20 protein-coding genes are annotated in these 25,004 nt (G+C 46.0%); 15 read left to right on the top strand and 5 right to left on the bottom strand.

Translation table 11 applies throughout. The features are described 5' to 3' along the window. Positions 1-257: 257 nt before the first annotated feature. The 4 genes from ACFQZR_RS22615 to cysI all read left to right on the top strand — a co-directional run bounded on the left by ACFQZR_RS22615 (position 258) and on the right by cysI (position 7,218). Complete coding sequence (locus ACFQZR_RS22615) at positions 258-962, top strand: ABC transporter ATP-binding protein (protein WP_379350127.1); 705 nt, start codon at positions 258-260, stop codon at positions 960-962. A gap of 2 nt (positions 963-964) precedes the next feature. Next, entirely contained in the window at positions 965-3,289 is a 2,325-nt protein-coding gene (locus ACFQZR_RS22610) for an ABC transporter permease (RefSeq protein ID WP_379350125.1), read from the top strand. Between the two features lie 263 nt (positions 3,290-3,552). Further along, positions 3,553-5,409, top strand: coding sequence for an assimilatory sulfite reductase (NADPH) flavoprotein subunit (locus tag ACFQZR_RS22605; protein ID WP_379350123.1), 1,857 nt, complete (start codon positions 3,553-3,555; stop codon positions 5,407-5,409). 75 nt (positions 5,410-5,484) lie between these two features. Further along, positions 5,485-7,218, top strand: coding sequence for an assimilatory sulfite reductase (NADPH) hemoprotein subunit (cysI, locus tag ACFQZR_RS22600; protein WP_379350120.1), 1,734 nt, complete (start codon positions 5,485-5,487; stop codon positions 7,216-7,218). Positions 7,219-7,362: 144 nt separating this feature from the next. Here the strand turns inward: cysI and ACFQZR_RS22595 are convergent, their stop codons facing one another. Together ACFQZR_RS22595 and ACFQZR_RS22590 are read right to left on the bottom strand one after the other, a co-directional pair. Beyond that, the gene (locus tag ACFQZR_RS22595; protein ID WP_379350118.1) at positions 7,363-9,813 is read right to left on the bottom strand and encodes a glycoside hydrolase family 38 N-terminal domain-containing protein; all 2,451 of its coding nucleotides are present in this window, start codon (positions 9,811-9,813) and stop codon (positions 7,363-7,365) included. Positions 9,814-9,866: 53 nt separating this feature from the next. Beyond that, complete coding sequence (locus tag ACFQZR_RS22590; RefSeq protein ID WP_379350116.1) at positions 9,867-11,984, bottom strand: DUF5054 domain-containing protein; 2,118 nt, start codon at positions 11,982-11,984, stop codon at positions 9,867-9,869. A 118-nt stretch (positions 11,985-12,102) separates the two neighbouring features. On the opposite strand from ACFQZR_RS22590, the gene ACFQZR_RS22585 reads away from it, so the two are divergent. The 11 genes from ACFQZR_RS22585 to mtnK all read left to right on the top strand — a co-directional run bounded on the left by ACFQZR_RS22585 (position 12,103) and on the right by mtnK (position 22,884). Next, positions 12,103-12,978 carry a helix-turn-helix domain-containing protein gene (locus ACFQZR_RS22585; protein ID WP_379350114.1) on the top strand — a complete coding sequence of 292 codons (876 nt, stop codon included), beginning with the start codon at positions 12,103-12,105 and terminating at the stop codon, positions 12,976-12,978. Between the two features lie 99 nt (positions 12,979-13,077). Further along, the gene (locus ACFQZR_RS22580; RefSeq protein ID WP_379350112.1) at positions 13,078-13,752 is read left to right on the top strand and encodes a GntR family transcriptional regulator; all 675 of its coding nucleotides are present in this window, start codon (positions 13,078-13,080) and stop codon (positions 13,750-13,752) included. A gap of 139 nt (positions 13,753-13,891) precedes the next feature. Beyond that, entirely contained in the window at positions 13,892-14,971 is a 1,080-nt protein-coding gene (locus tag ACFQZR_RS22575; RefSeq protein WP_379350110.1) for a mannonate dehydratase, read from the top strand. Between the two features lie 20 nt (positions 14,972-14,991). Further along, positions 14,992-15,654: an RraA family protein gene (locus ACFQZR_RS22570; RefSeq protein WP_379350108.1), complete on the top strand. Its 663-nt coding sequence runs from the start codon at positions 14,992-14,994 to the stop codon at positions 15,652-15,654. Between the two features lie 13 nt (positions 15,655-15,667). Further along, positions 15,668-16,648: a DUF4432 family protein gene (locus ACFQZR_RS22565; RefSeq protein WP_379350106.1), complete on the top strand. Its 981-nt coding sequence runs from the start codon at positions 15,668-15,670 to the stop codon at positions 16,646-16,648. 31 nt (positions 16,649-16,679) lie between these two features. After that, a complete protein-coding gene (locus ACFQZR_RS22560; RefSeq protein WP_379350104.1) occupies positions 16,680-17,447 on the top strand; it encodes an SDR family oxidoreductase in 768 nt (255 codons plus the stop codon). A 30-nt stretch (positions 17,448-17,477) separates the two neighbouring features. Continuing rightward, complete coding sequence (locus ACFQZR_RS22555) at positions 17,478-18,464, top strand: glycoside hydrolase family 130 protein (protein WP_379350102.1); 987 nt, start codon at positions 17,478-17,480, stop codon at positions 18,462-18,464. Positions 18,465-18,737: 273 nt separating this feature from the next. Then, on the top strand, positions 18,738-20,228 hold the full coding sequence (locus ACFQZR_RS22550) for a serine hydrolase domain-containing protein (RefSeq protein ID WP_379350100.1): 1,491 nt from the start codon (positions 18,738-18,740) through the stop codon (positions 20,226-20,228). Between the two features lie 96 nt (positions 20,229-20,324). Continuing rightward, positions 20,325-20,798: a MerR family transcriptional regulator gene (locus ACFQZR_RS22545; RefSeq protein ID WP_379350098.1), complete on the top strand. Its 474-nt coding sequence runs from the start codon at positions 20,325-20,327 to the stop codon at positions 20,796-20,798. Continuing rightward, complete coding sequence (locus tag ACFQZR_RS22540) at positions 20,782-21,228, top strand: hypothetical protein (protein WP_379350096.1); 447 nt, start codon at positions 20,782-20,784, stop codon at positions 21,226-21,228. The genes ACFQZR_RS22545 and ACFQZR_RS22540 overlap by 17 nt, the downstream gene beginning before the upstream one ends. Positions 21,229-21,678: 450 nt before the next feature. After that, entirely contained in the window at positions 21,679-22,884 is a 1,206-nt protein-coding gene (gene mtnK, locus ACFQZR_RS22535) for an S-methyl-5-thioribose kinase (protein WP_379350094.1), read from the top strand. A 104-nt stretch (positions 22,885-22,988) separates the two neighbouring features. Here mtnK and ACFQZR_RS22530 read toward each other — a convergent pair whose 3' ends face one another. The 3 genes from ACFQZR_RS22530 to ACFQZR_RS22520 form a co-directional block, all read right to left on the bottom strand. After that, on the bottom strand, positions 22,989-23,771 hold the full coding sequence (locus ACFQZR_RS22530; RefSeq protein WP_379350092.1) for an alpha/beta fold hydrolase: 783 nt from the start codon (positions 23,769-23,771) through the stop codon (positions 22,989-22,991). 206 nt (positions 23,772-23,977) lie between these two features. Beyond that, positions 23,978-24,229, bottom strand: coding sequence for a hypothetical protein (locus ACFQZR_RS22525; RefSeq protein WP_379350090.1), 252 nt, complete (start codon positions 24,227-24,229; stop codon positions 23,978-23,980). Between the two features lie 105 nt (positions 24,230-24,334). Further along, positions 24,335-24,997: a hypothetical protein gene (locus tag ACFQZR_RS22520; RefSeq protein WP_379350088.1), complete on the bottom strand. Its 663-nt coding sequence runs from the start codon at positions 24,995-24,997 to the stop codon at positions 24,335-24,337. Positions 24,998-25,004 lie beyond the last annotated feature (7 nt).

Raw genomic sequence — 25,004 nt, 5'->3', positions numbered from 1 at the left:
GTGGCTTTTTTGGCGATGTATAATCTTAATTCGGGAGGCACAGCGATGTTTGAACCCGACTTTGGTCTAGCTGAAGTGGAGACTAAAGATGGGTGTTTCCCTTCTCTTGCCTTCGTATAATCAATTTGAATAATATATGGTAATTTAATTCAGATCTGGAGCATTAGGGGGGTAAATCAAGTTTCCGCTGCAGCTGGTCGAATTCCGGTTGGCAGTTTGACTATTTCCATCTCCCCGGAAACGAAGGAGACGTGAAAATGAAAACGTTAATCGAATTCAAAAACGTAACGAAAGAATACAAAATCGGAGAAGTAACGATCAAGGCTCTTGCTGGTGTTGATTTTTCCATATCAGAGGGAGAATTCGTCGTTGTTTTGGGTGCTAGTGGTGCCGGCAAAAGTACAATTTTGAATATCCTTGGCGGTATGGATACGGCGACTACAGGCCATGTGTTTGTTGGTGATCAAGAAATCACAAGGTTCAATGAAAAAAAATTAACAGTGTATCGCGGCGAGAAAGTTGGCTTTGTATTTCAATTCTATAACTTGATTCCCAATTTAAACGCGCTAGAAAATGTTGAATTTGCCACGGAAGTATGTAAGAACCATCTAGATGCCAAAGAAATTCTACATAAAGTTGGATTAATGGATCGTATCAAAAACTTCCCTTCCCAGCTCTCTGGAGGAGAACAACAAAGAGTGGCGATCGCAAGAGCTGTTGCAAAAAATCCTTTGCTCTTACTATGTGATGAACCAACCGGGGCTTTGGATTATGTGACAGGGAAGTCCGTCCTAAAGCTACTTCAAGATCTGAACAAGGAGACGAAGAAATGCGTTGTTTTGGTCACACATAACTCCGCGATTGCTCCGATGGCGGATAAAATTATTAAGGTGAAGAGCGGAATGATCGAGAGCGTTACAGTGAATCACGACAAACAGAATGTTGAAGGGATCGAGTGGTAAGGATGAAGTTATTTATAAAATTACTAAGGGATATCAAACATTCGATCGGGCAATTTATCGCCTTTGTGTTGGTGATCGCCGTAGGCGCTTTTTTCTACGCAGGGCTGGTCACGTTAAGCGATAATCTTAGCGCATATACGAAGGGGTACTTTCAAGAGCATAATTTAAGCGACTTAAATGTCTATTACAGCCAAATTTCCAAGCAGGACGTGGCGGAGTTAAGCCTAATTCCAGGGATACACAAAATCGAAGAACGGTACACGCTGGATGCGACGCAAGCTTTTGACAATATGAAAGCTTCCTTAAAGATCCATTCGATCCCTGTTCACAATGAAATCAATACACCTACGCTGATTGAAGGCCGCATTCCGTCCCAAAAGGACGAGATCTTGCTGGATTCCCATTATGCCAAGGAGCATCAGTACCGAGTCGGCGATCAAATTCAGATCCGTGCGCATGAGAAAAATGTGACGTTCACCATAAGCGGCTTGGGCGAGAATGTGGAATATGCCAAAAAGAACGAAATCCAAGACCATAAAACCTTCGGCGTAGCGTATATGACAGAAGCGGCGATACCCCAATTTGCAGGCGTCTTAGACTATAATGAAATTTTGATTGATGCCGAGGAAGGTTACGATATTGCACAGATAGGCCAGACCATTGAAGCACAATCCAAAGCGCTCTCCTATGTAAGCCAAATCAGTAAAGAACGGACATTCAGCTATGCGCAACTTCAACAAACGATCCATAATAACCAATTGATGAGTAGGGTTATCCCGTTGGTTCTCTTTGTGATCGAGGCGATTATTCTATTCCTCACCATGTCGCGGATCATTGATTCGCAGAGAAATCAAGTAGGCATCATGAAGGCGCTCGGTGTCAGCAACAGAAACATCATGCTGCATTACATGGGTTACCCCGTGCTGGTAGGGATCATTGGCTCCTTATTAGGTTGTGTCCTTGCGGCTAGCGTATTTATCCCATTAATCAAAGCATCGAATGCCAAAGCCTATTCGCTGCCTGACATTGTCTTCTCCCTATCCTTCACTTCCATCATCCCCCCAATTCTTTTCTCGAGTGCGTTTGGAATGCTATCCTGCTACTTGAGCGGCAGAGCGATCCTACAAGAACGTGCAGCTCAGGCGATGCGTCCCAAACCGCCGAAGAAGATGAAGAAGCTGCTCATCGAGAGAATTCCGGGGATATGGCGTCATCTTTCCTACAGCTACAAGCTCATTTTGAGAAATATATTTCTGAGTAAATCCAAAGCGCTAGCTAGCTCCATCGGTGTCGTGGTCAGCACGGTGTTATTGATTACGGCATTTGGTACGCAAATGGCTTTGCAAAAAGTAGCTGACCAGATGGAAGAGGTGAATACTTATGATTTAAGAGTCGATTACACGAGTGGAATAACTCCAGATACGATACAACTACCCTCCGGTATGAAAAGTAGTTATGATTTATCCACCTTTCCTGTGGAATTCATCAAAGGTGATGATAACCAAAACGCAACGTTAGTTGTTACGAAGAAAGAAAACAATCTCATTCATTTCTTTGACGAAAATGACAATCGGCTTGCTTTGGAAGACAGTGGGGTGCTGGTACCCAAATCGTATGCCGACACCTATCAGATTGCAGCAGGCGATACGATTCAACTCAAGTTCACCGAGCCGGCGCTTGCGAATCAAACAGTCGACATGAAGGTTATATCCATATCCACCCAGTATTCGAATCCGTCGTTTTATTGCACGCCAGCGTATCTAGAGCAATTTGGCATCCCATTCAACACAACCTCGCTGTTAGTGGAGGCCAGTAGCGCCACAGAACTTACAAGCATTCGTGATTTCTTTGAGCAAGATCAACATGTGGATACGATTGCAGATAAGCATAACTTGAAGGAATCGGCTCAATATATTTTGAAGCAAAACAGTTTCATCTTTATCATGTTTATCATTTGTGCCGTCATACTCTCCTTTGGCGCCATCTATACGATATCTTCCATCAATATTTATGAAAGGAACCGCGAGCTAGCAACACTTAAGGTATTAGGCTATCAGAAAAACAAGATAAACAGACTTATCTTCTTTGAAAACATCATTCTAGCCACATTTGCAGTCATTGTAGCCTTACCGATCAGTGGCTATATGTATGGAATGGTCGTCAAGGCATTGTCGAGTTCCCATCAGCAAATCCCGGATCAATTAAGTATTTTTATATTGCTGGTATCTGTTATTCTTGCATACGTACTTACCATCCTCTCGAATTTATTACTTCGAAGAAAAGTAACCCAAATCAATATGATTGAATCATTAAAAAGGATAGAATAACGGCATTGAAATGCACCCTAATTCATGGCATTCCCCCCTCGGGTAAACCAATGAATTTACACGGGGTGCATTTTTTTCATGGGTAAATCTAGTCTGGTTCACAGCATTACAGCTTTATAAGTAAAAATATGAAAAGTTTAAAAATATCTAATAAATAATTGTCGATATTTAGGTTGAACCTTTCGCAAATCTGTTTTAGTATAAATATTAATAATACCTAGTGTTTTTATCGGATTTTATATATTTCTGCGAGGTGGTTCGTGTTGCAACTTCAAGTTACGAATAGTCCATTTACAAGTGAGCAAACAGAGCTAATCAATAAGCTGCTCCCAACTTTAACGGATGTCCAAATGAGCTGGCTAGCCGGTTATTTATCGGCTTATCGTATGGTGAGTGCGAATACGCTGACAGCACCATTGACGGTAAACGACGTATTGGCGATACCTCCAGCAGCACCCGTATCTGTCGTGACGCAAGTCCCACGTGAAGCGACGATCTTATTCGGATCACAGACTGGGAATGCGCAGAGATTAGCAAGTCGGTTGGCAGAGAGTTTGAAAACGCAAGGTATCACAGTGACCCTGTCGGCCATGAATCAGTATAAGACAAATCAGTTAAAGAAGGTTGATTATCTATTTGTGCTTGTCAGTACGCATGGTGAGGGTGATCCACCGGATAATGCACTGACATTCCATGAGTATCTGCATAGTAAGCGTGCTCCGAAGCTTGATGGCGTGAAATTCTCGGTACTTGCCTTGGGTGATACATCGTATGAGTTTTTCTGCAAGACAGGTCAAGATTTCGATTCAAGACTTGCGGAGCTAGGTGGAGAGCGAATCACAGATCGTGTGGATTGCGATGTGGACTTTGAAGAGTCAGCTGCAGGTTGGATCGCATCTGTAAACCGCGCGGTGAGTTCAGCTGCGACACCTGCATCCTTGAATGCGGCAGATACAACGAGCGCTGCAGCTGAATCAAGTGTTGTTGAACCAATCTATTCGCGAAATAACCCGTATATGGCAGAAGTACTGGAGAATCTAGACTTGAACGGAAGAGGATCTGATCGTGAGACGCGTCATGTGGAGATCTCGTTAGAAGATTCAGGTTTGACGTATTCACCTGGCGATGCCGTTGGCGTATATCCGCAGAATGATCCAACACTCGTAGATGAACTAATCTCGTTTCTGAAGTGGAATCCGGAGGAGGTCGTTGTAACCGGTAAGAATGGAGAGACCTCTTCTGTACGTGATGCACTTTTGCACTACTATGAAATTACCGTGTTAACGAAGCCTTTATTGGAGAAAGCCGTTGCCTTCTCCGGCAACGACAAACTGGCAGAGTTGGTGAATCCCGACAATAAAGAAGCGTTGAGATCGTATGTCAAAGCACGCGACTTGCTTGATCTACTTCGTGATTTCCAGCCGTGGACCATTGTCCCGGGAGATCTGTCGACGCTGCTTCGTAAGCTGCCGCCGCGCCTATATTCGATTGCGAGCAGCCTGAACGCACACCCTGATGAAGTACATTTGACCGTTCGCAAGGTGGAATACGAAGCCCATGAACGCGAGCGCAAAGGCGTAACTTCAGGATATATCGCTGAACGATTGGTGCCGGGCGATAAACTTCCGATTTTTATTCAACAGAATCCGAATTTCAAACCTCCTGTGAATCCAGATTCGCCAGTCATTATGATCGGACCTGGTACGGGCGTTGCCCCATTTCGTGCGTTTCTAGAAGATCGCGAAGAGCTGGGTGCGACAGGGAAATCATGGCTGTTCTACGGCGACAGACATTTTGTCACAGACTTTCTGTATCAGACGGATTGGCAGCGCATGTTGAAGGCGGGCGTATTATCGAAGCTGGATGTAGCATTCTCCCGTGACACGGAAGAGAAGGTATATGTACAGCAGCGCATGCTGGAACATGGTGAAGAGGTATACAACTGGCTGCAGGACGGTGCACATGTGTATGTCTGCGGAGATGAGAAGTATATGGCACATGATGTTCAATCCGCATTGATTGAAATTATTGGGCAATATGGCGGCAAATCGCCTGAGGTGGCAGCTGCGTATCTATCCGAGCTGCAAGAACAGGGGCGTTACCAACGTGATGTATACTAAGCGCTTGTGCTTCGGCACAAGGTTCAATCGGTGTAATAACATGACCGCATCATGCAAGCAGAGGAGCTGATAGCCATGGTAAATAAGCAAAAGGTGGAGCCTATAGGTGGACCGCCGAGTGACGTGGAACAATTAAAATTAGAGAGCAACTATTTACGAGGATCTTTGACGGAATCGCTGGCGAATCGAATAACGGGTGGATTGCCCGAGCTGGATAATCGGCTACTGAAATTCCATGGCAGCTATATGCAGGACGATCGAGATTATCGTAATGAACGGGAAAAGCAGAAATTAGAACCCTACTATCAGTTTATGCTTCGTGTTGTTACGCCAGGCGGGGTGTCGACGCCTGCGCAATGGCTTGTGATGGATGAATTAGCGGATAAGTATGGGACTGGAAGTATTCGTCTAACGACGCGGCAAGCATTCCAGTTGCATGGCGTATTGAAGTGGAATTTGAAGCAGACCATTCAAGATATCAATGAAGCTTTGCTGACGACATTGGCAGCTTGTGGCGATGTAAGTCGGAACGTTATGTGCAACCCGAACCCATACCAATCTGACATTCACGGCGAGGTGTTATACTGGGCGCAACAGTTGACGACACACTTGGCTCCGAAGACACCTGCATACCATGAAATATGGCTGGACGGAGAAAAGGTAGTCGACAGTCTGGAGCAAGAAGATGCAGCTGTTGAAGTAGAGCCGATTTATGGCAAAGTATATTTGCCTCGAAAATTTAAGATTGGTATTGCAGTACCACCGTCCAACGATATTGATGTCTATTCGCAGGATCTTGGATTGATTGCGATCGTGGAGAACGACAAGCTTGTCGGCTTTAATGTCGTCGTCGGCGGCGGAATGGGGATGACGCATGGCGATACAAGCACGTATCCTCAGCTTGCTCGGAACATCGGCTTCGTAACGCCAGACCGTATTCTGGACGTGGCGGAGAAGACGGTTACGATCCAGCGTGATTACGGCAACCGCTCCGTTCGGAAGAATGCCCGGTTCAAATATACGATCGATCGACATGGCTTAGACTGGTTCGTGGATGAATTGCATGACCGGTTAGGGTGGAAGCTTGAATCTGAGCGTCCGTTTACATTCGAGCATACGGGGGATCGTTACGGTTGGATTAAGGGCAAGGATGGCAAATGGAATTTGACTCTTTACGTTCAAAGTGGTCGTATCGCAGATGGTGAAGGCTATAAGCTGAGAACAGCTCTGCGTGAAATTGCGAAGATACACACCGGGGATTTCCGTCTGACGGCGAATCAGAACTTAATGATTGCGAGCGTAGACACCAAGAAGAAGAAGGCGGTCGAAGCCTTGCTGCAGGAGTACGGTGTTGCCCAAGGTTCGAAGTACTCGGCGCTGCGTCGGAGTGCATTGTCTTGCGTAGCACTGCCGACCTGCGGACTTGCGATGGCCGAGGCGGAACGATACCTTCCGACACTCATCGATAAGCTGGAGCCGATTCTTGAGGAAGCCGGTATTCTGGATGAAGAAATCAATATCCGCATGACAGGCTGCCCGAACGGGTGCGCGCGTCCAGCGCTAGGTGAGATTGCATTCATTGGTAAATCACCTGGCAAGTACAATATGTACTTAGGCGCGGGGTTCTCCGGTGATCGGTTGAGCAAGCTGTATCGCGAGAACATTGGTGAAGATGACATTATAGATACGTTAAAACCGATTATTCAGCACTATGCGATTGACCGGAATCATGGCGAACATTTCGGAGATTTTGTCATCCGCACGGGGTATGTCGCGGCGGTAACGAATGGGATGAACTTCCACGATTAAGGATGTGGATGGAGGAGGAAGCGGTGCAGTTCTAATCTGCACCGCTATTTGTATTTTGTCGTAGGTGAAGGACATAACATCGACGGATGTCAGTGAGCCTATTTCACTTGGTCTTCCAGCGGAAATACCCGGCTGTTCATATGCTTATTTGCTTGTTCTCCAAGCCAGTATGCCTGCATTCATGCTCGTACATGCCGCCAAAGCAGCTTCCGGCGTATTGAGATCCTCACCCCATGCAACATAGTAACGGAATTCATAGAACCCACCCAATGTCGCCTTAAAGTTTGTCTCCCAATAATTATTCATTGGCCATGCGTAGAGGTGAGCTGGATCATTCGCAAGCCCCGGATGTCCGCTCAGAAGACGATCTTCATAGTCTAACGAACCGATTTGAATCAGCGGTGTATCCGGCATGGCAATCGCAACACCTTGTGCTTCACTGACATATGCCGTACCCTCATCAACACAATAGAAATCGGCAAGGGAACCTGGGAGTTGATCGATTCGCGGACGCAAAGCTGCACCTGTTTTTTCAACCCAGAGTTCTTGCTGTTGTGACGCAGGAGCACTTCCGAAAGGAAGAGAAATATATAGATTTTCGGGGTCCCATACACTTTCCTTATGCATGCGTACGGCAACATCGACACGAGGACGATCACTGTACACAGTTACGAGTAAGGAATAATGACTGCAGCCATCTACGCTGTAGGTCAGACGAACTTTACCGTACAACGCTCCCTTTTCAACAATATCAACATTAATAAGTGTTCCTACAGAAGTAATGGCGTCAGGCCCTCTGCGATTGCGTCCCATCTTGCGGCGTACATCATACATGCCAAATTCATTCGGTGCCCGTGTTACATTGTAGACAGGCGTAAATGCATGGTGATTGCGGTCTGCACGCAGCAGGTCCTGATTCGTGGACTTGTCGATCCATTTCGTAAGGCCAGCACCCATCTCCCATTCAAGCCTTACGAAAGGCGATTCAATAAATTTCGGCGTTATGTGGAGCTTTGGCGCGACAGGCGGAACGATATCCATCATCCGATCCGATCCCACATAATCTGTCCGATATGCTGTTACAGGTTTGCGGTCAGAGAGGGATTTGATCGTCAAGCGTACCTGCTGCTTGGGCTGAAGCATTACCGGAATGGTAATGATGACACCACGGTGCCCTGTCACGAGTTGCGCCTCGTATTCGGTGCCCGTCGCTTCATCCATGACTTCAAAGCCGTTCTTCAGCTCCGACATATGCCAGCCTTCCATAATGAGCTGAGCATAATCGGTTTGTGCAAAATCATTTGGATTATATAACTCAAACGTCATTGGACGATCCGGACCTAGCAATGCATCACCACGTGCTTCAAGGATGTCGTATAAAGCCGTATGGGCGAGGGAGCTGGCATTGGCGGCGTAGGCTTCTTTCCTACAGCCAAGCTCCTGAACGAACGGATTCCAAGGTTCTGTGACAGAGGAATGATAACCCCATGTATGCTCGGCGAATAGAGCAAGCTCATATTCAATCGCTTCGAGACGTTCTTTGGAGACAATCGCACATGCGGGATCTAATTGCTTCACCTTCGTATACACACGTTGTGCTTCACGGAAAATCTGTACATGCATCGGTGTCGTCGCCGAGCCATCTGTCCACCAATCTGGCCAGTCCCCACGGAAGGTCTCAATTTCTGCGGGATGCTCCTCTGCATAAGCTCTTAAATCTGCAAAGAAATCGTCCAATGTCGCCGGTTGAATGAAGATGCGGTCGCCATGCTTCTCATTCCAAGGATTCACAAAATCCATCAACGCTGCATTTGGTGAGCCGTTGTCGGTAGGAAGTCCAGACACCATCACCGGTACAAAAGGGAATGTGTACCCATCAGCAACCAATTGCTCCAAATAACGATCAAATCGTGCTTCAGCTACTTCGAAGGTTACGCCGTTTCGGACATCATGATCATCGCGAATCGTATAAGATCCGCCAATGCCTGGAGTTAATCCGAGATCATTGCCGAACATGTAATGCTCGCCGCTCCAAGAGAGAATGCGATCGCCTTTAGGTGTTTCCCACCAGAATGGAACCTGCTTCTTCCAAAGCGGGAACATGGAGTGGTGGGTATGAATGCATGTGATTAAATTCTCGATGCCTGCATCCGCCAACACTTGACTGTATCCCCAGCCAAAGCCTGTAATGTCTGCCGTCATCGCAGAACGCACAGGAGATTCGATAGATTGTCCATAATCGGTAATCCGTTTAATCATCACGGAGAGCATATCTTGATTCAATTGCTCACCGAAATTGAGATAGGTACCAGAGAGACCGATATGTCCTTTCTTCACCGCTTGAGCGAATTCTTCTTTTTCTTCGGCTGTGGCTTTTAATAGGAACGATTCAACGGGCCAATACGTTTCACATACCCACTTATAGCCCTTCCAGTCAGGTCTAGCGCCGCTCTCGATATCGCGCACAATTTGCAGAGCCTGCCGAATATAATTGACATGATATTGGCGGATTTTTTCTTGACGCTCGGTATAGCCAACATCAGTATGGGAATGTTGAATGACATAAATTTTCCAAGGTTTGTTCTGACTCATCATCAAGCTCCTCTCGGGATTATAGGATCATCAAATCAATATTGAACTGCGAAAGATTACAGATGGGATTGAAAATGCAGCTTGAAGCGGAATAAAGCATCTTCTTCGTACCACGCTTGGAAGTTTGTTCCCCACACATTGTTATGCAAATTCACATGCATCCCTCCAGTGAGCGGAGCAAAAGTATGATCAAATTGGACCAAGCGTGGTTCCCCAGGACATACAAGAGCTGCATCCAAGGTATCTATATGCACTTTTCCATCTGCGGCTGCATAATACATCCCTTGCTGTACCGCATGCATATTGCGATTTCCGCCTTGAACGACGTCCAAAGGAGAGATGAGTTGTCCGATTTTGTCTAGCTTCCATTGATTCGGATTGTTCACGATCGGATTAAAACTCATCCAAGCGGCTTCAGGAAGGCGGTAGGCATCTTTGTCAAACCACTGCAGCTTGCATTCCACTGTATACGTATTTTTCTTAAAGATATATTCAAGCGTTATTTCCCGTGGAGCACCCATGCACTCGGATGCCGCCCTTGGCATACGCAGGCTTGCAAGCACAACATCCTTATCATCACCATAGACAGCCTGCAAGGACTGGAGCTTCGGTGTCATAACTTCATGTGCAATCCACGCTTTGGTTAAGTCCATTCCTGGCTTCCCAAAATCTCCGGTTGCCCACACATGCGTATGTCTCCATCTGACGTGATATTCACGATACCAACGGTCATAATCGGCTTGCGAGTAAGTTTCGTATGAGAATAAACCGATTAGATTGCTAGGGCCAGCCCACGCGCGACCACGAGTATCTTTCAATCCGACAATCGCACCGGTATCCTCGAACACAACCTCAAAGTCTCCTAATACATAAGGCTGGTCACTTGATAAGGCGGTAGCATCCGTTAGAGCGCAGCGAGACGGTTTCAATGCGAGCAACGCAGCTCTTGCTTCTGCTTGCCGTTCTGGGTGAAGTGCTTGGATCGCTTGATCGAGATATTCACGCTGCTCCAGCCAAGATTGCTCCATGAGAGAATAGGAACGTGCGTTCAGCTTATCTTCAGCTTCGTCACCGAACATTTCAATCACTTCAGCACGTGAATTCATTTCGTAGAACCGATATTCCAGCGGATTTAAGCTGATATCGACCTTGTCGCGCTTGCGTGCTTCTTGGAAATCATCCTTATCATAGTGGATATAATCCGCAAGATATCGTTTGATATCTACTCCCCAGGTATGTTCAGGGATCATAATTAACTCGTCGCAGAAATTGTGATATTCTTCGTCACTGTCTGTAAGAGACCCTTCTTGCAGCCATTTACTCTTCAAGCGTAGCAATTCACGGTAGCATGCTAATTTATAGGGGTCCGTGGAAGAACCATGAATCCAGCTATCGCCGATTTCTTCTTCCACCACAGGCAAGGCATCACGGATGGCCCATACCTTTTCTGCATACTGGTCTAATGTGGAAGCCTTTATCTCTGCATGCGGATAAGCTTCACGCAGCCGGACGAACTCTTCTTCAATCTGTTGGACCGTGGAAGGCCCATGGTTATCATGGGTATGTGCGAAGTAGAGAACATCGTTCAATCCTTCAATTTCAAAGGTTGTTCCGTAATCTTTACTGTAGTGGACAACAATTTCAGAGCCGTCCGTATTCCGCCATAAGAACATTTCAGGGACGTGAGGAACATGGCTAGAAGGATTTACGCCTAAATGCAAATACTTCAGTCCAGCCTTCGCCATATGCGTGATTAACGAACGTGTATGACCAGGAACATCTGTCATTTTGGCTGCGATCGTACGCTTGCCAAATCGCTCATCAAGTCGCGTCGCCATTTGAATGCCATAATCAAGCAATTCGCGATCATATAACTCGGTATACGTGGTGAAAGGAAGACCATGCCATCTTAAATAATCTTTTGCAATCGCTTCTTCGACTTGTTGTCTTACCTCATCCGTACCATGCTTTAATAGATGATGGATCAGCCAGGAGCCCGTTGTCCAGATAAAGGAACCTTTCTCTGGGTGCTCGTCAAAATATTTCGCTGTTTGAATCGCACTCGGGAAGAACAGCTTCATATATCGGTCCGTAACATTTTTCGCGAGATCTGTGTAGCCAATATCCAAGTGTGTTTTGAATACAACGTGGATGTGTGTTGCGTTTTGTTTCAAGCTTATCGCTCCTTCCTAGTAATACGCTCTCAGTGTATAGCAATTTATCTCATTTGACTTTTCTATTTGTATCTAATAGGATCTGAAACATAATGCTAGGAGAGGTCGTGTATTCATTGTGAAAGATCATACTAAAAATGAACGGTGGGTATATATCTTAGAGGGAGAGCATGGCCCTGCGGCTCGCGTGAAGGATTTAGTGCTCTTAGGGTATGACCATTTCAGCAAGGCGACGCCCTTAACGGATCATGTGCATGAAGATGCATATGAATTCGTCTATGTCGATCAAGGGGCTGTCGATTGGGAGGTCGGGAGCGAAAACCATCATACGAATGCGCAGCATGTCATTCATACAAGTCCGGGCGAGCGGCACCGTGCCAGCTTTGATTATATTGGGCCATCCACCATTTGGTGGATCATTATTCGCGATCCAGCTCGCGAGAAGGAATGGTTCGGTCTCCAAGAGAAGGAGCATCAGACCTTCATCAAATGGATACAGAGCTGTCCTCGCATTCAATTGGTCAGCAAAGATGTTGTCGTCTATTTCAAACGATTGAAGCAGCTTCTTCAGCAGCAGAACACGGAGCTACTGGAATTTCAGCTTCGTCATTACATCATGGAAATTTTGCTGCATATACTGCATCATCCGCAGCTTGTTGTGCAATCTCAAAACATGCATACCTACACGCAGCAGCTGAAGGAAAGACTTCTGCAGAATCCATCTGCTCGATACGCGATTGGACAGCTTGCGGGGGAGATGGGGTTAAGTGAGTCGCATTTCTATCGTGTGTTTCGAGAGACGAATGGGCAATCGCCTACGGCGTATATGGAGCGAGTTCGCATGGACTATGCATGTCAGCTGTTGAAGGAATCGAAGATGTCCATAACGGATGTCGCTATGGAGCTTGGCTTTAAGACGAGTCAGCATTTTGCTACGGTATTCAAAAAAATGATCGGTCTGACGCCGATGGCATGGAGAAAGCAGAATGCGTAGTGATGAATTGGGTGTTGAAATTCGAATGCATTCGTCATATAATCGTGTCGAAACTGATATTTCAGATTTCAATTTCGCAAACGCAAACGGAGCGGTCATATGAATTTAAAAATTGAACGACAGGACTTGAATGAACAGGTCTATCATATTCTGAAAAACCAAATATTAACGCGTGAGTATAAAGGCGGTGCACGTCTTGATCTGGGTGACTTAAGTGACAAGATGGGGGTTAGCAAGACGCCTGTTAAGCTGGCCATTCATCGATTGGCGAATGATGGGCTTGTTGAAGTGGTGTCACGATCAGGTACCTATGTGGCTCAATTGACGAGTAAGCGCATTGCCGATGTGATGGATGCGAGGATTATGATTGAGAAATGGTGTATCGAACACGTAACGAAGGAAGATTGTGAGCAGCTTGTCGTTCAATTAACAGAACATGTTCAGCGCGCCAAGGAGAATTTGGAGAGCCAACACTTCGATTATCAACAATTTCTTGAGGCCGATGTTCTGTTCCATAAGGCCATTGTGACGATGAGTCACAATCCGTTAATCATGAATCAATATGAACTCTTGAATAGCTTCCTGTATGTTTCACGCATCTTTCATTTTCAGAACTTTGATCGCTCCAAAGAAGGTATGGAAGAGCATGATCAGCTTATCGAAGAAATGAAGCATGATCGTCTCCAGCAAGCTTCGGATTTATTAGTGGCACATTTGGAGAAGAGTAAGCGGTATATGATGTATTTAATTGAAGAGAATGGTGGCGCCATATAGCAAGCCGGTGGCCACGACATACTTATGCGCAGGGGTTATCCCAGGTCTAGTAAGTATGTTTTTTATTGGATCATCTGATATTTCAGATTTCAGTATTCAATCATGAAATATATATTAAAAGTAAAAAGGAGCTGTTGCTATGAAACTGGGGATTGGCTTATATCGTCACATGTTAAAGAAAGAATACTACCAATTCGCGAAGCAGGCTGGTTGTGAGGCTGTTGTGGTGCATTTGGTGAATTATTACGGGGAAGTGGATGATCAGGGGCTGCCTTCTACGGATGGGGAGCATAATTATGGCGTCGCCCGAGTCAATGATCCGATCTGGGAATACGAGAATCTTGTCAAGTTGAGAGAAGAATTGAATCGTGAGGGACTTGAATTCGCAGCCATTGAGAACTTTAATCCATCGGATTGGTATGATGTTCTGCTTGCCGGACCCAAACGAGATCAACAAATTGAGGATCTCAAGCAAATCATTCGGAATGTGGGCAAGGCAGGTATCCCAGTCATTGGATATAACTTTAGTATTGCGGGTGTCTGGGGACATTTTCAGAAGCCTTCTGCACGTGGTGGGGCGTTGACATCGACGTTCAATCCGAAGATGGAGGATATTAATAAGCCGCTTCCGCTGGGTCAGGTGTGGAATATGACCTATGATGCGAGTCTGCTGGATCAAGGGTATCTGCCTCCTACATCGCATGAAGAAATTTGGGAGCGTCTAGCCTATTTTCTAGAGCGTGTCTTACCGGTTGCAGAGGAAGCCGGTGTGAAGTTAGCACTGCATCCGGATGATCCACCGATGCCGGAAATTCGCCAGCATGCACGATTAGTCAATGAACCTGACAAATATCAGAAAATGATTGATCTCGTGCCTAGCAGCAGTAACGCAATAGAGTTTTGTATGGGTTCGATTCAAGAAATGATTTCTGGCGATGTGTATGAAGCCATTGAGCAGTATGCTGCACAGGATAAAATATCTTATGTTCATTTCCGTAACGTGAAGGGAAAGGTTCCGAATTATACCGAGGTCTTCGTAGACGAAGGCGACATCGATATGGTTAAAGCGCTGCGATTATTGAAGAAACATCAATTCAGCGGTGTACTTATACCGGATCATACCCCATTGATGACTTGTGATGCACCTTGGCATGCAGGGATGGCGTATGCGTTAGGTTACATGCGTGCAACAATACAACAAATTGAAAAAGAGAATTGATAAAATCATATCGAAAAGGGATGAAGAGCATGAAAAATCAATATTTGGATCAATTACAAGAAAAGTTATATGCGGCAGTTATTTCTGACATTCTAGATAGTATTGGACTGCGAAACCAATCGCTTCCAGCACATATCCGTCCATTGGACCCTGACATGGTTGTGTGCGGTTACGCCAAAACGGTCCAAGTTGCAGATGTGTCCCGAGAGCCCGTACAAGCGTATAAGAAGCAAATCGAAGTATTGGACAGCATTCAGCCTGGCGAAATATTCGTCGGTGATGTAGGGGGTTCCGAGCGTTCGGCATTTTTCGGCGAGTTAATGTCGGCAGCTACGAAGGTTGCTGGCGGCAGAGGTGCTGTCATTGATGGATTATGCCGCGATGTGAAGAAGATTAAAGAGATGGGATTCCCGGTCTTTGTAAAGGGGTCGCGTCCAATGGATTCGTATGCACGTAATGAAGTAATAGATTATAATGTAACGATTAATATCGGTGATGTGTTGATTCAACCTGGCGATTTAATTTTTGGGGACATCGATGGTGTTGTGGTTGTACCGAAAGAAGTCGAGGAAGAGGTCATTGCCAAAGCATTCGAAAAGGTAAATGGCGAAAATATGGTTCGGGATGAGATCTTGAAAGGGATGAAGGTATCCGAAGCGTTCGAGAAATTCGGCATTCTATAGGAAGAAATGAGCTATGGATGTTAAAACAATTACAAATCCAGGTCAGATGGAAGTTGTGCAAGTCATTGGAAATGGATTGAAAGTGGAGTTACTTCCTGAAAAAGGTGGAGATATTTATAAAATTTATATTCATGACAATAACATCCTGTGGGAAAGCCCTTGGGGCATTGGAAAGCTGGGCCATCGAGCAGACTATTGTCATACATCGAAAGAGCGTTGGCTGCAAAATTACCCTGGGGGATGGCAAATCCTGTTTCCCAATGCGGGTGATGACAGCTTCTGTTATGGTGTGATGCACAATTTTCACGGCGAGGCTTGTCAAGTGCCATGGCAATATCAGGTTGAACATGTATCTGAATCGTTAGTAGAAATTAGGTTCTCAACACGACTGTATAAAACGCCATATGCCCTTGAACGCGTCGTCGTGATCGATGAAGCAGATCAATCGATAGGAATACAAGAACGAATAACAAATCATGGTCAACAAGATTTATGGGTCGAATGGGGACAGCACATCGCTTTTGGTGCACCGCTGATCGGACCGGGCGTAACCCTTGAAGTACCTGCGGGGACAATCGATTCGGCTGAGCGTGATCCGGTACGATCCCGGCTGAAGAAAGGGACGTACTCATGGCCGATTGCGGATGCGTCCAGCGATTTAAGCATCGTGCCTGCAGGAAAGGCAACGGATTTTGCAATATTAAAGGATTTATCAGCTGGATGGTATGCCATCCATAATGAAGAGCTGGATTTACGTGTTACTGTGGAATGGGATACTGAAATCATGCCGAATCTCTGGTTATGGCAAGAGTTCAATGGACTTCAAGACTATCCATTCTATGGCGAATGCTATGTTATGGGGGTTGAGCCGTGCTCTGCTTCGCATGAGGGGGGCTTACATGAATCCATTCAACGCGGCGAGGCGATTGTAATGAAGGCACAGCAGACAAGGACATTTGAGTTGAAATTATCATGGACGAGATTCAAGAATTGAAGATGCACGAAGTTGGTCAGGAGGTGATCTCGTGTTCGATGATTTACAGGGGAAAGTGTTTATTGTAACCGGGGCAGCACAAGGCATTGGGAGAGGGATAGCACTTCGACTAGGGAAAGAGAAATGTAAAGTGGTAGTGAATTTTGTAAGTGATCGTAGTCAAGGGTTAGCAGATGATGCTGTTGCACTTATTGAAGCAGCGGGTGGGCAAGCGATTGCTTGTCAAGGCGATATCGGGAAGGTAGACACCGCGAAGAAGCTGGTTGATACGGCTATTGCCCACTTTGGAACCTTGCACGGCATCGTGAATAATGCAGGTGTTCAATCCGAATATCCATCCGAGAGCTTGCCGGTTGAGGAGTGGGATCGTGTGATAGATATTAATTTGCGCGGAACCTTTCTAGGATGTCAAGCAACAATCAACTACTTGCTGAAGCACAATATCAAAGGCAGCATTGTGAATGTCTCGAGTGTTCATCAACAAATTCCGAAACCCCACTATGTTCATTATGCTTCCTCTAAGGGTGGACTGAAGCTGATGACAGAAACCTTAGCACGTGAATATGCGGACAAAGGGATTCGAATTAACACGGTTGCGCCTGGTGCAATTGATACGCCAATGAATGGAAAGTTATTCAGCGATCCGGCGATTACGCAAGAGATTATCAATAAAATTCCGTCTAGACAAGTGGGGACATCTGAACAAGTTGCTGCACCGGTGGCATGGTTATTATCGGAAGAGGCCAGCTATGTGACCGGAGTTACAATCTTTGCAGATGGTGGTATGGTATTGTATTAATATTGAAGCGATAAGGAAGGGGATTATAGGATGAGTAAAATTATTGGTGAAGCGTTAGCAAATATGCCGTGGCAGGATAAGCCGAATGGTTGTAAGGCGCCAGTATGGCGGTATACTCAGAATCCGATTATTCAGCGAGACGGACAGTTGAACTCAAACAGTATTTTTAATTCAGCAGTTGTTCCTTTCGAAGATGGGTACGCAGGTGTTTTCCGTTGCGATTCCAGATCCGTCAGTATGGATATCTTCGTAGGCTTTAGTAAGAACGGGATTGATTGGGAGATTCAAGATCATGCCATTCAATTTGAAGGTGACGAATATATTACGAAGCGTGAGTATCGTTACGATCCGCGCGTTTGCAAGATTGAAGACAAATACTATATCACTTGGTGTAATGGATATCATGGTCCAACTATCGGACTCGCCTATACGTATGATTTCAAAACCTTCCACCAGTTGGAAAATACGTTCTTGCCGTATAACCGGAATGGTGTGCTGTTCCCGCGTAAAATCAATGGTAAATACGCGATGGTGAGCCGTCCAAGCGATACGGGTCATACACCTTTCGGAGATATTTTCTTTAGCGAGAGTCCAGATCTGACGTATTGGGGTAAGCATCGCTATGTGATGGGAACGATTAATTCCGATGCTTCAGCATGGCAATCGAAGAAGATTGGTCCGGGACCTGTGCCGATTGAAACGGATCGCGGCTGGCTGTTGATCTATCATGGTGTAATTAACACATGTAATGGCTTTGTGTATCGGATGGGTGTAGCGCTGCTGGATATCAATGAGCCTTGGAAGGTATTGGCCCGCTCGCGCAACTATATCTTAGGACCTGAGACATTGTATGAGTGCGTAGGAGATGTACCGAATGTAACCTTCCCATGCGCAGCCTTGACAGATGCAGAGACAGGCCGAATTGCTATTTACTACGGTTGCGCGGACACCGTAACAGGAGTCGCTTTCACAACCGTGGACGAGTTGCTGGATTATATGGACAAGTATCCGCTATAGGCTGTAGCCTCTGACATAACGAAAAAACCCTGACTATTCATGAAGTCAGGTAAACACGCCAAATACTGGCGTGTTTTTTTTGTGTTTGAACCCGACTTTGGTCTAGCTGAAGTGGAGACTATAGATGGGTGTTTCCCTTCTCTTGCCTTCGTATAATCAATTTGAATAATATGGTAATTTAAGTTGAATCATTAAAAAGTATAGAATAATCCCCTTATCTTTCTACTTAGCAGATTAAAGGTAATACTATTTTGGAATGAGGAGAATCGTCAGATGAGAATAAGATCAAATTGTAGATATTATTTTAGAGCGATATTCTGCCTGGTTGCAACGATTATACTGATTCTTCAACTTAGCGGACAGCCTGCTCATGCGGCCTCGGGTCTGGATCATGAAAAGATTGATGGATATATGAAGGAGGCCATGAAACGACTTCATATTCCCGGTGCTGCCATAGGAATTATCAAAAATAAGGAGATTATTTATTTGCAAGGGTACGGAAATGCAGGCCCGAATGATCGCCTTGTTACTCCGGATACCCCGTTTCTGATCGGCTCTACTTCCAAATCTTTTACCGCGCTTGCGATCATGCAGTTGGTTGATGAAGGGAAGATCGATTTGGATGCACCGGTACGAAAGTATTTGCCCCAGTTCAAGATTAGCAGTGAAAAAGATTCCGCCCGAATCTCAGTTCGTAACTTGCTTGTGCAAAATAGCGGTTTTTCCACATATGATGGCCGCAGAGCTTTGGAAAAAGATGATATATCATTGAAACAGCACATTGAGGAAATGGGTGACATTGCCTTGGCTGAGCCAATCGGTACCCTATTCCAGTATTCCAATCTTAACTACGATGTATTGGGAAGGATTGTAGAAGTTGTTTCTGGTAAAAGCTTCGGAGACTATATCGAGGAGCATATCTTCAAGCCTTTAGATATGAAGCATAGTTTCACGTCTTTAAAGGAGGGAGAAGCAAACGATTTAACACAGGGGTATCAATCCATGTTTGGGGCGATGATGCCCACCAAGCAGCATAATCCCGAGGCGCGAATTGCATCAGGCGGCCTGATTTCATCAGCAAAAGACATGTCTAATTATTTGATAGCACAAATGAATCAGGGTCAGTTTGGCAATGTTTCTATACTTTCGGATAAATTAACAGATCTCATGCATCAGCCTGCTGTATCCCTTGATAAGGGAGTTTCTTATGGAATGGGATGGATTGCCGTTGACAATGGGATCGTCTGGCACAATGGAGGAACAGAGAATTTCAGTTCAGATATGATGTTTGATGGAGAATACGGTATCGTGACGTTGTTTAACGCTGCAGATCCTTTTGTGAGTTATGACGACGTTTTCCAAGGCGTTTACAAAATTCTAAAGGGAGAAGACGCTTCAGTTCAGAATTTACCTAGCTTTACATCGTTCTATTTAACAGTCGGTATAGTCTTAGTGATCCTGCTTGCCTTACTCATCTTTTCTGTCATGAACCTCTTGAAATGGGAAAAAAGATTCTCGTTGAAGTCTAAGTTTATGCTCAGGTTTATACCAGTTCTATTCATCTTTAATGTACTGTTGCCTGTTGGGGCACTTATATTTATTCCTCGACTTATCTCAGCGTCTTGGTCCGTTCTTATAGGATTTTCAACAGGATTAGGTCATTTTTTGATTATTTATCCTATAATATTGCTTCTTATCGGGGGGATAAAAACAATATTATTTATTCGTAGTTACTTGAAAACCAAACAACCCGTATCTGTATGAATCATATTCAATCTTTCATTCCTCGCTTCAATACGCATCGAGAAAAAAATAAAAACGACTTGACATTGGAGTCAACTCCAATGATATTCTGAATTCATGGAAAAACTTTACTCTATCCAAGAGGCTTCACGGATACTTGGGATATCGAAGGATACGCTTCGGTATTATGACCGGATTGGGATCGTCTCGCCGTCCCGGAAAGACAATCGGTACCGCAGGTATTCGAAGGACGATCTCATAGACTTGATGAATATTCAGATCATGCAGTATGCGGACTTTTCTCTTGACGAAATCAGAGGGACGCTTAGTATCCGTAAGATGGAAAATATCGACCCCGTTCACTACGAAGAGGTTTCTGCGTTTCTAGATGCCAAAAACGCAGAAACGCGCAAGAAGATTGCCCATCTGGAAAAGGTCAGCCAGCTGCTCAACATAGCAGCCGAAACGTTAAGGAACTTTAATGTCGAAAGCGATCAACGGTTGGCAAAGATCGTCCGCGAAATTTACAAGGATATCCGAAGGAACGAACCAGAAAATTTCAAGGGAGGTTGTGATGACCATCAAGGTTAGGAATTATTATTATTTGATTGCAGGAGTTCTTGCGGTGCTTTTTGCCTTCACTCACGCATGGAACGGGCAATCCGCTGTGCTGCCGACGCTCGATATTAGTCCGATTTCCGTGGATACCCAGACGGTTTTCACGTATGTTTGGCACATTATCACAGCGGAAAATCTGGTCTTCGGCATCGCATTCTTTTTCATGTCATTCCAAAGTGAGCGATCGAAGATACGGTTTGCCGCATGGATGATCGCGGCGATCCTGATCGTCCGGCTGATGGTCATTCTTGGTGTAACGGCAGTGGTTGACATTTCTGGGCTTATGAATTCGTTTATTGATTCTATTGCCATCGTAATCTATGTCGCCCTTATCATTCTGGGCACAAGAATAGAGAAAAAGCAATACAGAGGTCAGCCTCAACAGTCCAGTATCGGGCAGTGAAACTGACTAAGCTGGGAGAGCGCTTCGCTGGCAGCGAAGAGGTCAGGGGTTCGAACCCCGGGTTCAGTCCGCGCGGGCCCCTTCAAAGAAAAACCCAGAAAATACAAAAAATCGCCTCATCTAGTTTGGTTGGCTAGGTGGTTGGCGATCTTTTGTACGTTCTGGCAGATAGCGATCATCACTGAGAGGATAAGGCAACGTTGAACGATGAAATGCTTAAACAAGACTCCATCGAAAATGTTTTCTACGCAAGTGTTTAGGAAATCAAGAATCACTATGCATATATTATAAATATATTAACGAGTTTACGCTGTTTTTCTTAGCGGGCTGTCGCCAAACCGTCGGCATTGCAGTGCGTCAATACGCCCTTGCCGTCACGGAACAGCTCCAGCCCGTGCTCGCCGATATGTACTTGGCTAGATAAGAATCAATATTCGGAGGGATGCGGAATTGGGAGATTATCACACCTTAAACCAAGGGGAAGTGGTCGAGTATGCACGTGGCATCGAGGGCGTATTCCCGGTTGGCGCGCAGCTGAAGTCACGGGAGATCGGCGACGGTAATCTTAACCTTGTGTTTCAAATATCGGACCCGGCATCAGGGCAGGGATTAATTCTGAAGCAGGCGTTGCCTTACGTCAAGGTGGTCGGCGAGTCGGTTCCCTTGGCGTTGGACAGAGTACGCATTGAAATCGAAGCTTTGCGCATTCAAGGGGAGCTTTGTCCTGATCTGACGCCAAAGGTATACGCGTACGAGCCGGATTTGGCGTTGGTGGTCATGGAGGATTTGAGCGATCACATCACCTTGCGCCGCGGACTAATAAAGCGGGGCCGTTATCCGTTGTTCGCCGGGCATATCGGATCTTTCTTGGCGCGGATGTTGTTCTTCACCTCGGACCTGGCCATGGACCTACAGGAGAAGAAACTGCGGGTGAAAGCGTTCATCAATCCGGAGCTTTGCAATATCACCGAGGATCTCATCTTTGACGCTCCTTATAAGAAGTCTCGGATGAATATCTTCGAGCCTCATATCAGAGATGCTGTTGAGCGCATTTGGGCGGATACGGAGCTGCATCTCGAGGTCGCGCTGCTGCGGGAGAAATTTCTGACAAAAGCGGAGGCCTTGTTGCATGGCGATTTCCATACAGATAATATCTTCATCAAGCCGGATTCGGCGAAGGTCATTGATCCCGAATTTGCTTTCTACGGTCCGATGGGCTTTGATATCGGGACGGTTATCGCCAATCTGCTGCTGAACTATTCTGGCCAAGAGGGCTTGGGCCCGGATGCGCAGGAGCGCATCGATTACCGCCGCTACCTGCTGGATACCTTGCGCGACTTATGGACACAATTCGAGCTTCAGTTCCGCGAGCTTTGGAACGGGCATGCCGCAGACCGGATGGCGAAGACCCGAGGATATCAGGATTTGTATGTGGCAAGACTGCTGCAGGACACAATCGGCTTTGCCGGGGCGGTAATGGTGTGCCGCGTCCATGGTTTTATCCACGTCGCGGACATCGACCACATTGAGGATGTTGCTGCCCGCGAACGGGCACAGCGGATCGCGCTGGAGATCGGCGCAGCGCTGATCAAACGGAACCGCTCCGCCCGCTCAATAGAAGAAGTGCTGGATATCGCTTTACAAGCTGTAAACTAAGGAGCTGAATGGTACGCTGAAACGGCGATCGGCTCGGTGAAATGAAAAAGACGACTACTCATTCAAAATGAATAAGAGTCGTCTTTTTGTTTCGTTAATTGCAATCAATCGATGAAACAATGGATTTCCTCCAACACCTTGTGATGCTCCTGTGAAAAAACACCGTGTCCCGCATGGGGAAAAAGAATCAGCTTGGAACCCGGAATACATCGGTTCAGAATCTTGGCATGCTTCGGACTGAAGACCCAATCATCCTCGCCGTGAATAATAAGCGTTGGTGCCAAAATTCGTCCGAGTCGATGGTACGAATCGAAACTCTTGCTGGCATATTTATGAATCTCCATGCTTCTAGGATTCGAAGGAGCGATCTGCATCCGTTTCACGAGTGAAGCGATCATGGCCGGATTCTCTTGAATATAGGCTTTGGAGTAAAGCATATTTACTGTGTCTTGCGGGGAAAAAACAGCATTTTTTCGCATCAGCCATTTTAGCATCCGCAAAGAAGGTGGTACCCGTTTGACCCCGCAGGTCGTGGAACATAAAACTAATTTCGCCACGCGACTGGGGAATTCAATTGCAATCTCCTGTGCAATCATTCCACCCATTGATTGGCCTAAAATATGTGCCTTGTCGATTTCAAGCGCGTCCATCAGCCCGACGACATCCTTTGCCATATCCGAGATGCCGTACGCTTCCGTCGGAGCGTCGCTCCGGCCTGTACCTCGTTGATCGAGTATGATGAAGCGGTTTTTTTCGCTTAACGCTGCCTTGATTGCCGGATGCCACCAGTCCATGTTGCTGTCTTTTCCTGTGAGTCCGATCAAGGGAAATCCTTCCCCAATCGATTCATAACAAATGTTTATGCCGTTGACGAATGATTTTTTCAAAATTTCCCACCATCCAGTTTCGTAATCTCTGACCGCGAATGAACGATATCTAAGATCAATATATTCTACGGAAGGGAATAGAGTGAGGATAAAAAGGAAAGGCCCTCAGCCGATTGACGACTAGAGCCTTTCAGTGTAGAACTCCTGTTTTATTCCTATTCCTTAGATAGTTGTGTCCTCGTGGCTTCCTAGGACACATTCGATTGCTAATCCTTTGGGGAGATATCCTTCGCGCGCTCCAAGCCCTTGTTCATTAAGTCTTTGCCAGTCGCTATAACACCGTCTTTCAAGGAATTGGTGACCGTTCCGAAAGTGAAACCTAACGGTTGATCATCGTCGCGCTTCATATTCGCAAGCTCTTTGCCGATGTGGGTAGAGCCGCTTTTCAAAGCAGCATTGGCCAAATTTACGATCTCTTTCCTTACTCCCCTGAAGATCCCTTTCATGAGTTCTGACATGTGCCTCACCTCCTTTTCGATCCTGCGATTACTCGGGTAAAAGGATGCTTTTGCTCTAGTGTCGTATATTTGTGACGCTTAGGGAGAGGGGAGAGCTTCTGTTTCCTACTTTTTTTCCACCAAATTAAGGAGTACGTTGCCGACGGCGCGAGCGGTTCTCCCTATCAAGACCGATTTGATGCTGTCGTTGGTTTCGATGTGTTCAATAGCAGGTTTGCCTTCCAAGGATTGCAGCTTTAGCCTGAGGAGCTTCCTGAATTCCGGATCCTGCGTTTCCTGCTCCAGCATTGTCCAGCATCTGGCCGCATCCTCGTTCCGACCGATTCTGCGATACGCCTCACCGAGCTCATAGGTTAGTCTCGAGTTGTTAAAGGCCTTGAGTGGGCCCTCTTGAAGTAACCGCTGATCGATCAGGAAGGTATAATCTTCAATCACCGTCCGCGTCCGTTGGAAATACTTCTCTGGCAACCTGTATACGGACCTGCCGCGAAGATATCGGATCCTGCTGTCGTGGGGAGCGGCTGCTACCGCACTGTCGAGAAGCTTTAAGCCGTTTTTCGCCCATTTGAACCTTTCGAGCGGATTCGTTTTATCCCGAGCGATTAAAAGCATGATGCTGCCATGGTAAGCTTCCGCAAGAGGCTGGTCCGGATAATCGAGTCGCAGCAGTTCTAACAGTTGATTCGCTTCCTGTACGGCGGTTACGTTGCCTTTCGCGCCCTCCTTATACAGCGAGATAATCTTGTGGAATCTCTCATCGAATGTCAATGGTCTC

Origin of the sequence: Paenibacillus sp. GCM10027629 (assembly GCF_042676425.1) — a bacterium.
Taxonomy (GTDB): Bacteria; Bacillota; Bacilli; order Paenibacillales; family Paenibacillaceae; genus Paenibacillus_K; species Paenibacillus_K terrigena.
This window is presented reverse-complemented; position numbering and strand designations above follow the sequence as displayed.

Coding starts and splice junctions, on each gene's coding strand:
- ACFQZR_RS22615 (WP_379350127.1), top strand. CDS start 258: ATGAAAACGTTAATCGAATTCAAAAACGTAACGAAAGAATACAAAATC.
- ACFQZR_RS22610 (WP_379350125.1), top strand. CDS start 965: ATGAAGTTATTTATAAAATTACTAAGGGATATCAAACATTCGATCGGG.
- cysI (WP_379350120.1), top strand. CDS start 5,485: ATGGTAAATAAGCAAAAGGTGGAGCCTATAGGTGGACCGCCGAGTGAC.
- ACFQZR_RS22595 (WP_379350118.1), bottom strand. CDS start 9,813: ATGATGAGTCAGAACAAACCTTGGAAAATTTATGTCATTCAACATTCC.
- ACFQZR_RS22580 (WP_379350112.1), top strand. CDS start 13,078: ATGAATTTAAAAATTGAACGACAGGACTTGAATGAACAGGTCTATCAT.
- ACFQZR_RS22575 (WP_379350110.1), top strand. CDS start 13,892: ATGAAACTGGGGATTGGCTTATATCGTCACATGTTAAAGAAAGAATAC.
- ACFQZR_RS22570 (WP_379350108.1), top strand. CDS start 14,992: ATGAAGAGCATGAAAAATCAATATTTGGATCAATTACAAGAAAAGTTA.
- ACFQZR_RS22565 (WP_379350106.1), top strand. CDS start 15,668: ATGGATGTTAAAACAATTACAAATCCAGGTCAGATGGAAGTTGTGCAA.
- ACFQZR_RS22555 (WP_379350102.1), top strand. CDS start 17,478: ATGAGTAAAATTATTGGTGAAGCGTTAGCAAATATGCCGTGGCAGGAT.
- ACFQZR_RS22550 (WP_379350100.1), top strand. CDS start 18,738: ATGAGAATAAGATCAAATTGTAGATATTATTTTAGAGCGATATTCTGC.
- ACFQZR_RS22545 (WP_379350098.1), top strand. CDS start 20,325: ATGGAAAAACTTTACTCTATCCAAGAGGCTTCACGGATACTTGGGATA.
- ACFQZR_RS22540 (WP_379350096.1), top strand. CDS start 20,782: ATGACCATCAAGGTTAGGAATTATTATTATTTGATTGCAGGAGTTCTT.
- ACFQZR_RS22525 (WP_379350090.1), bottom strand. CDS start 24,229: ATGTCAGAACTCATGAAAGGGATCTTCAGGGGAGTAAGGAAAGAGATC.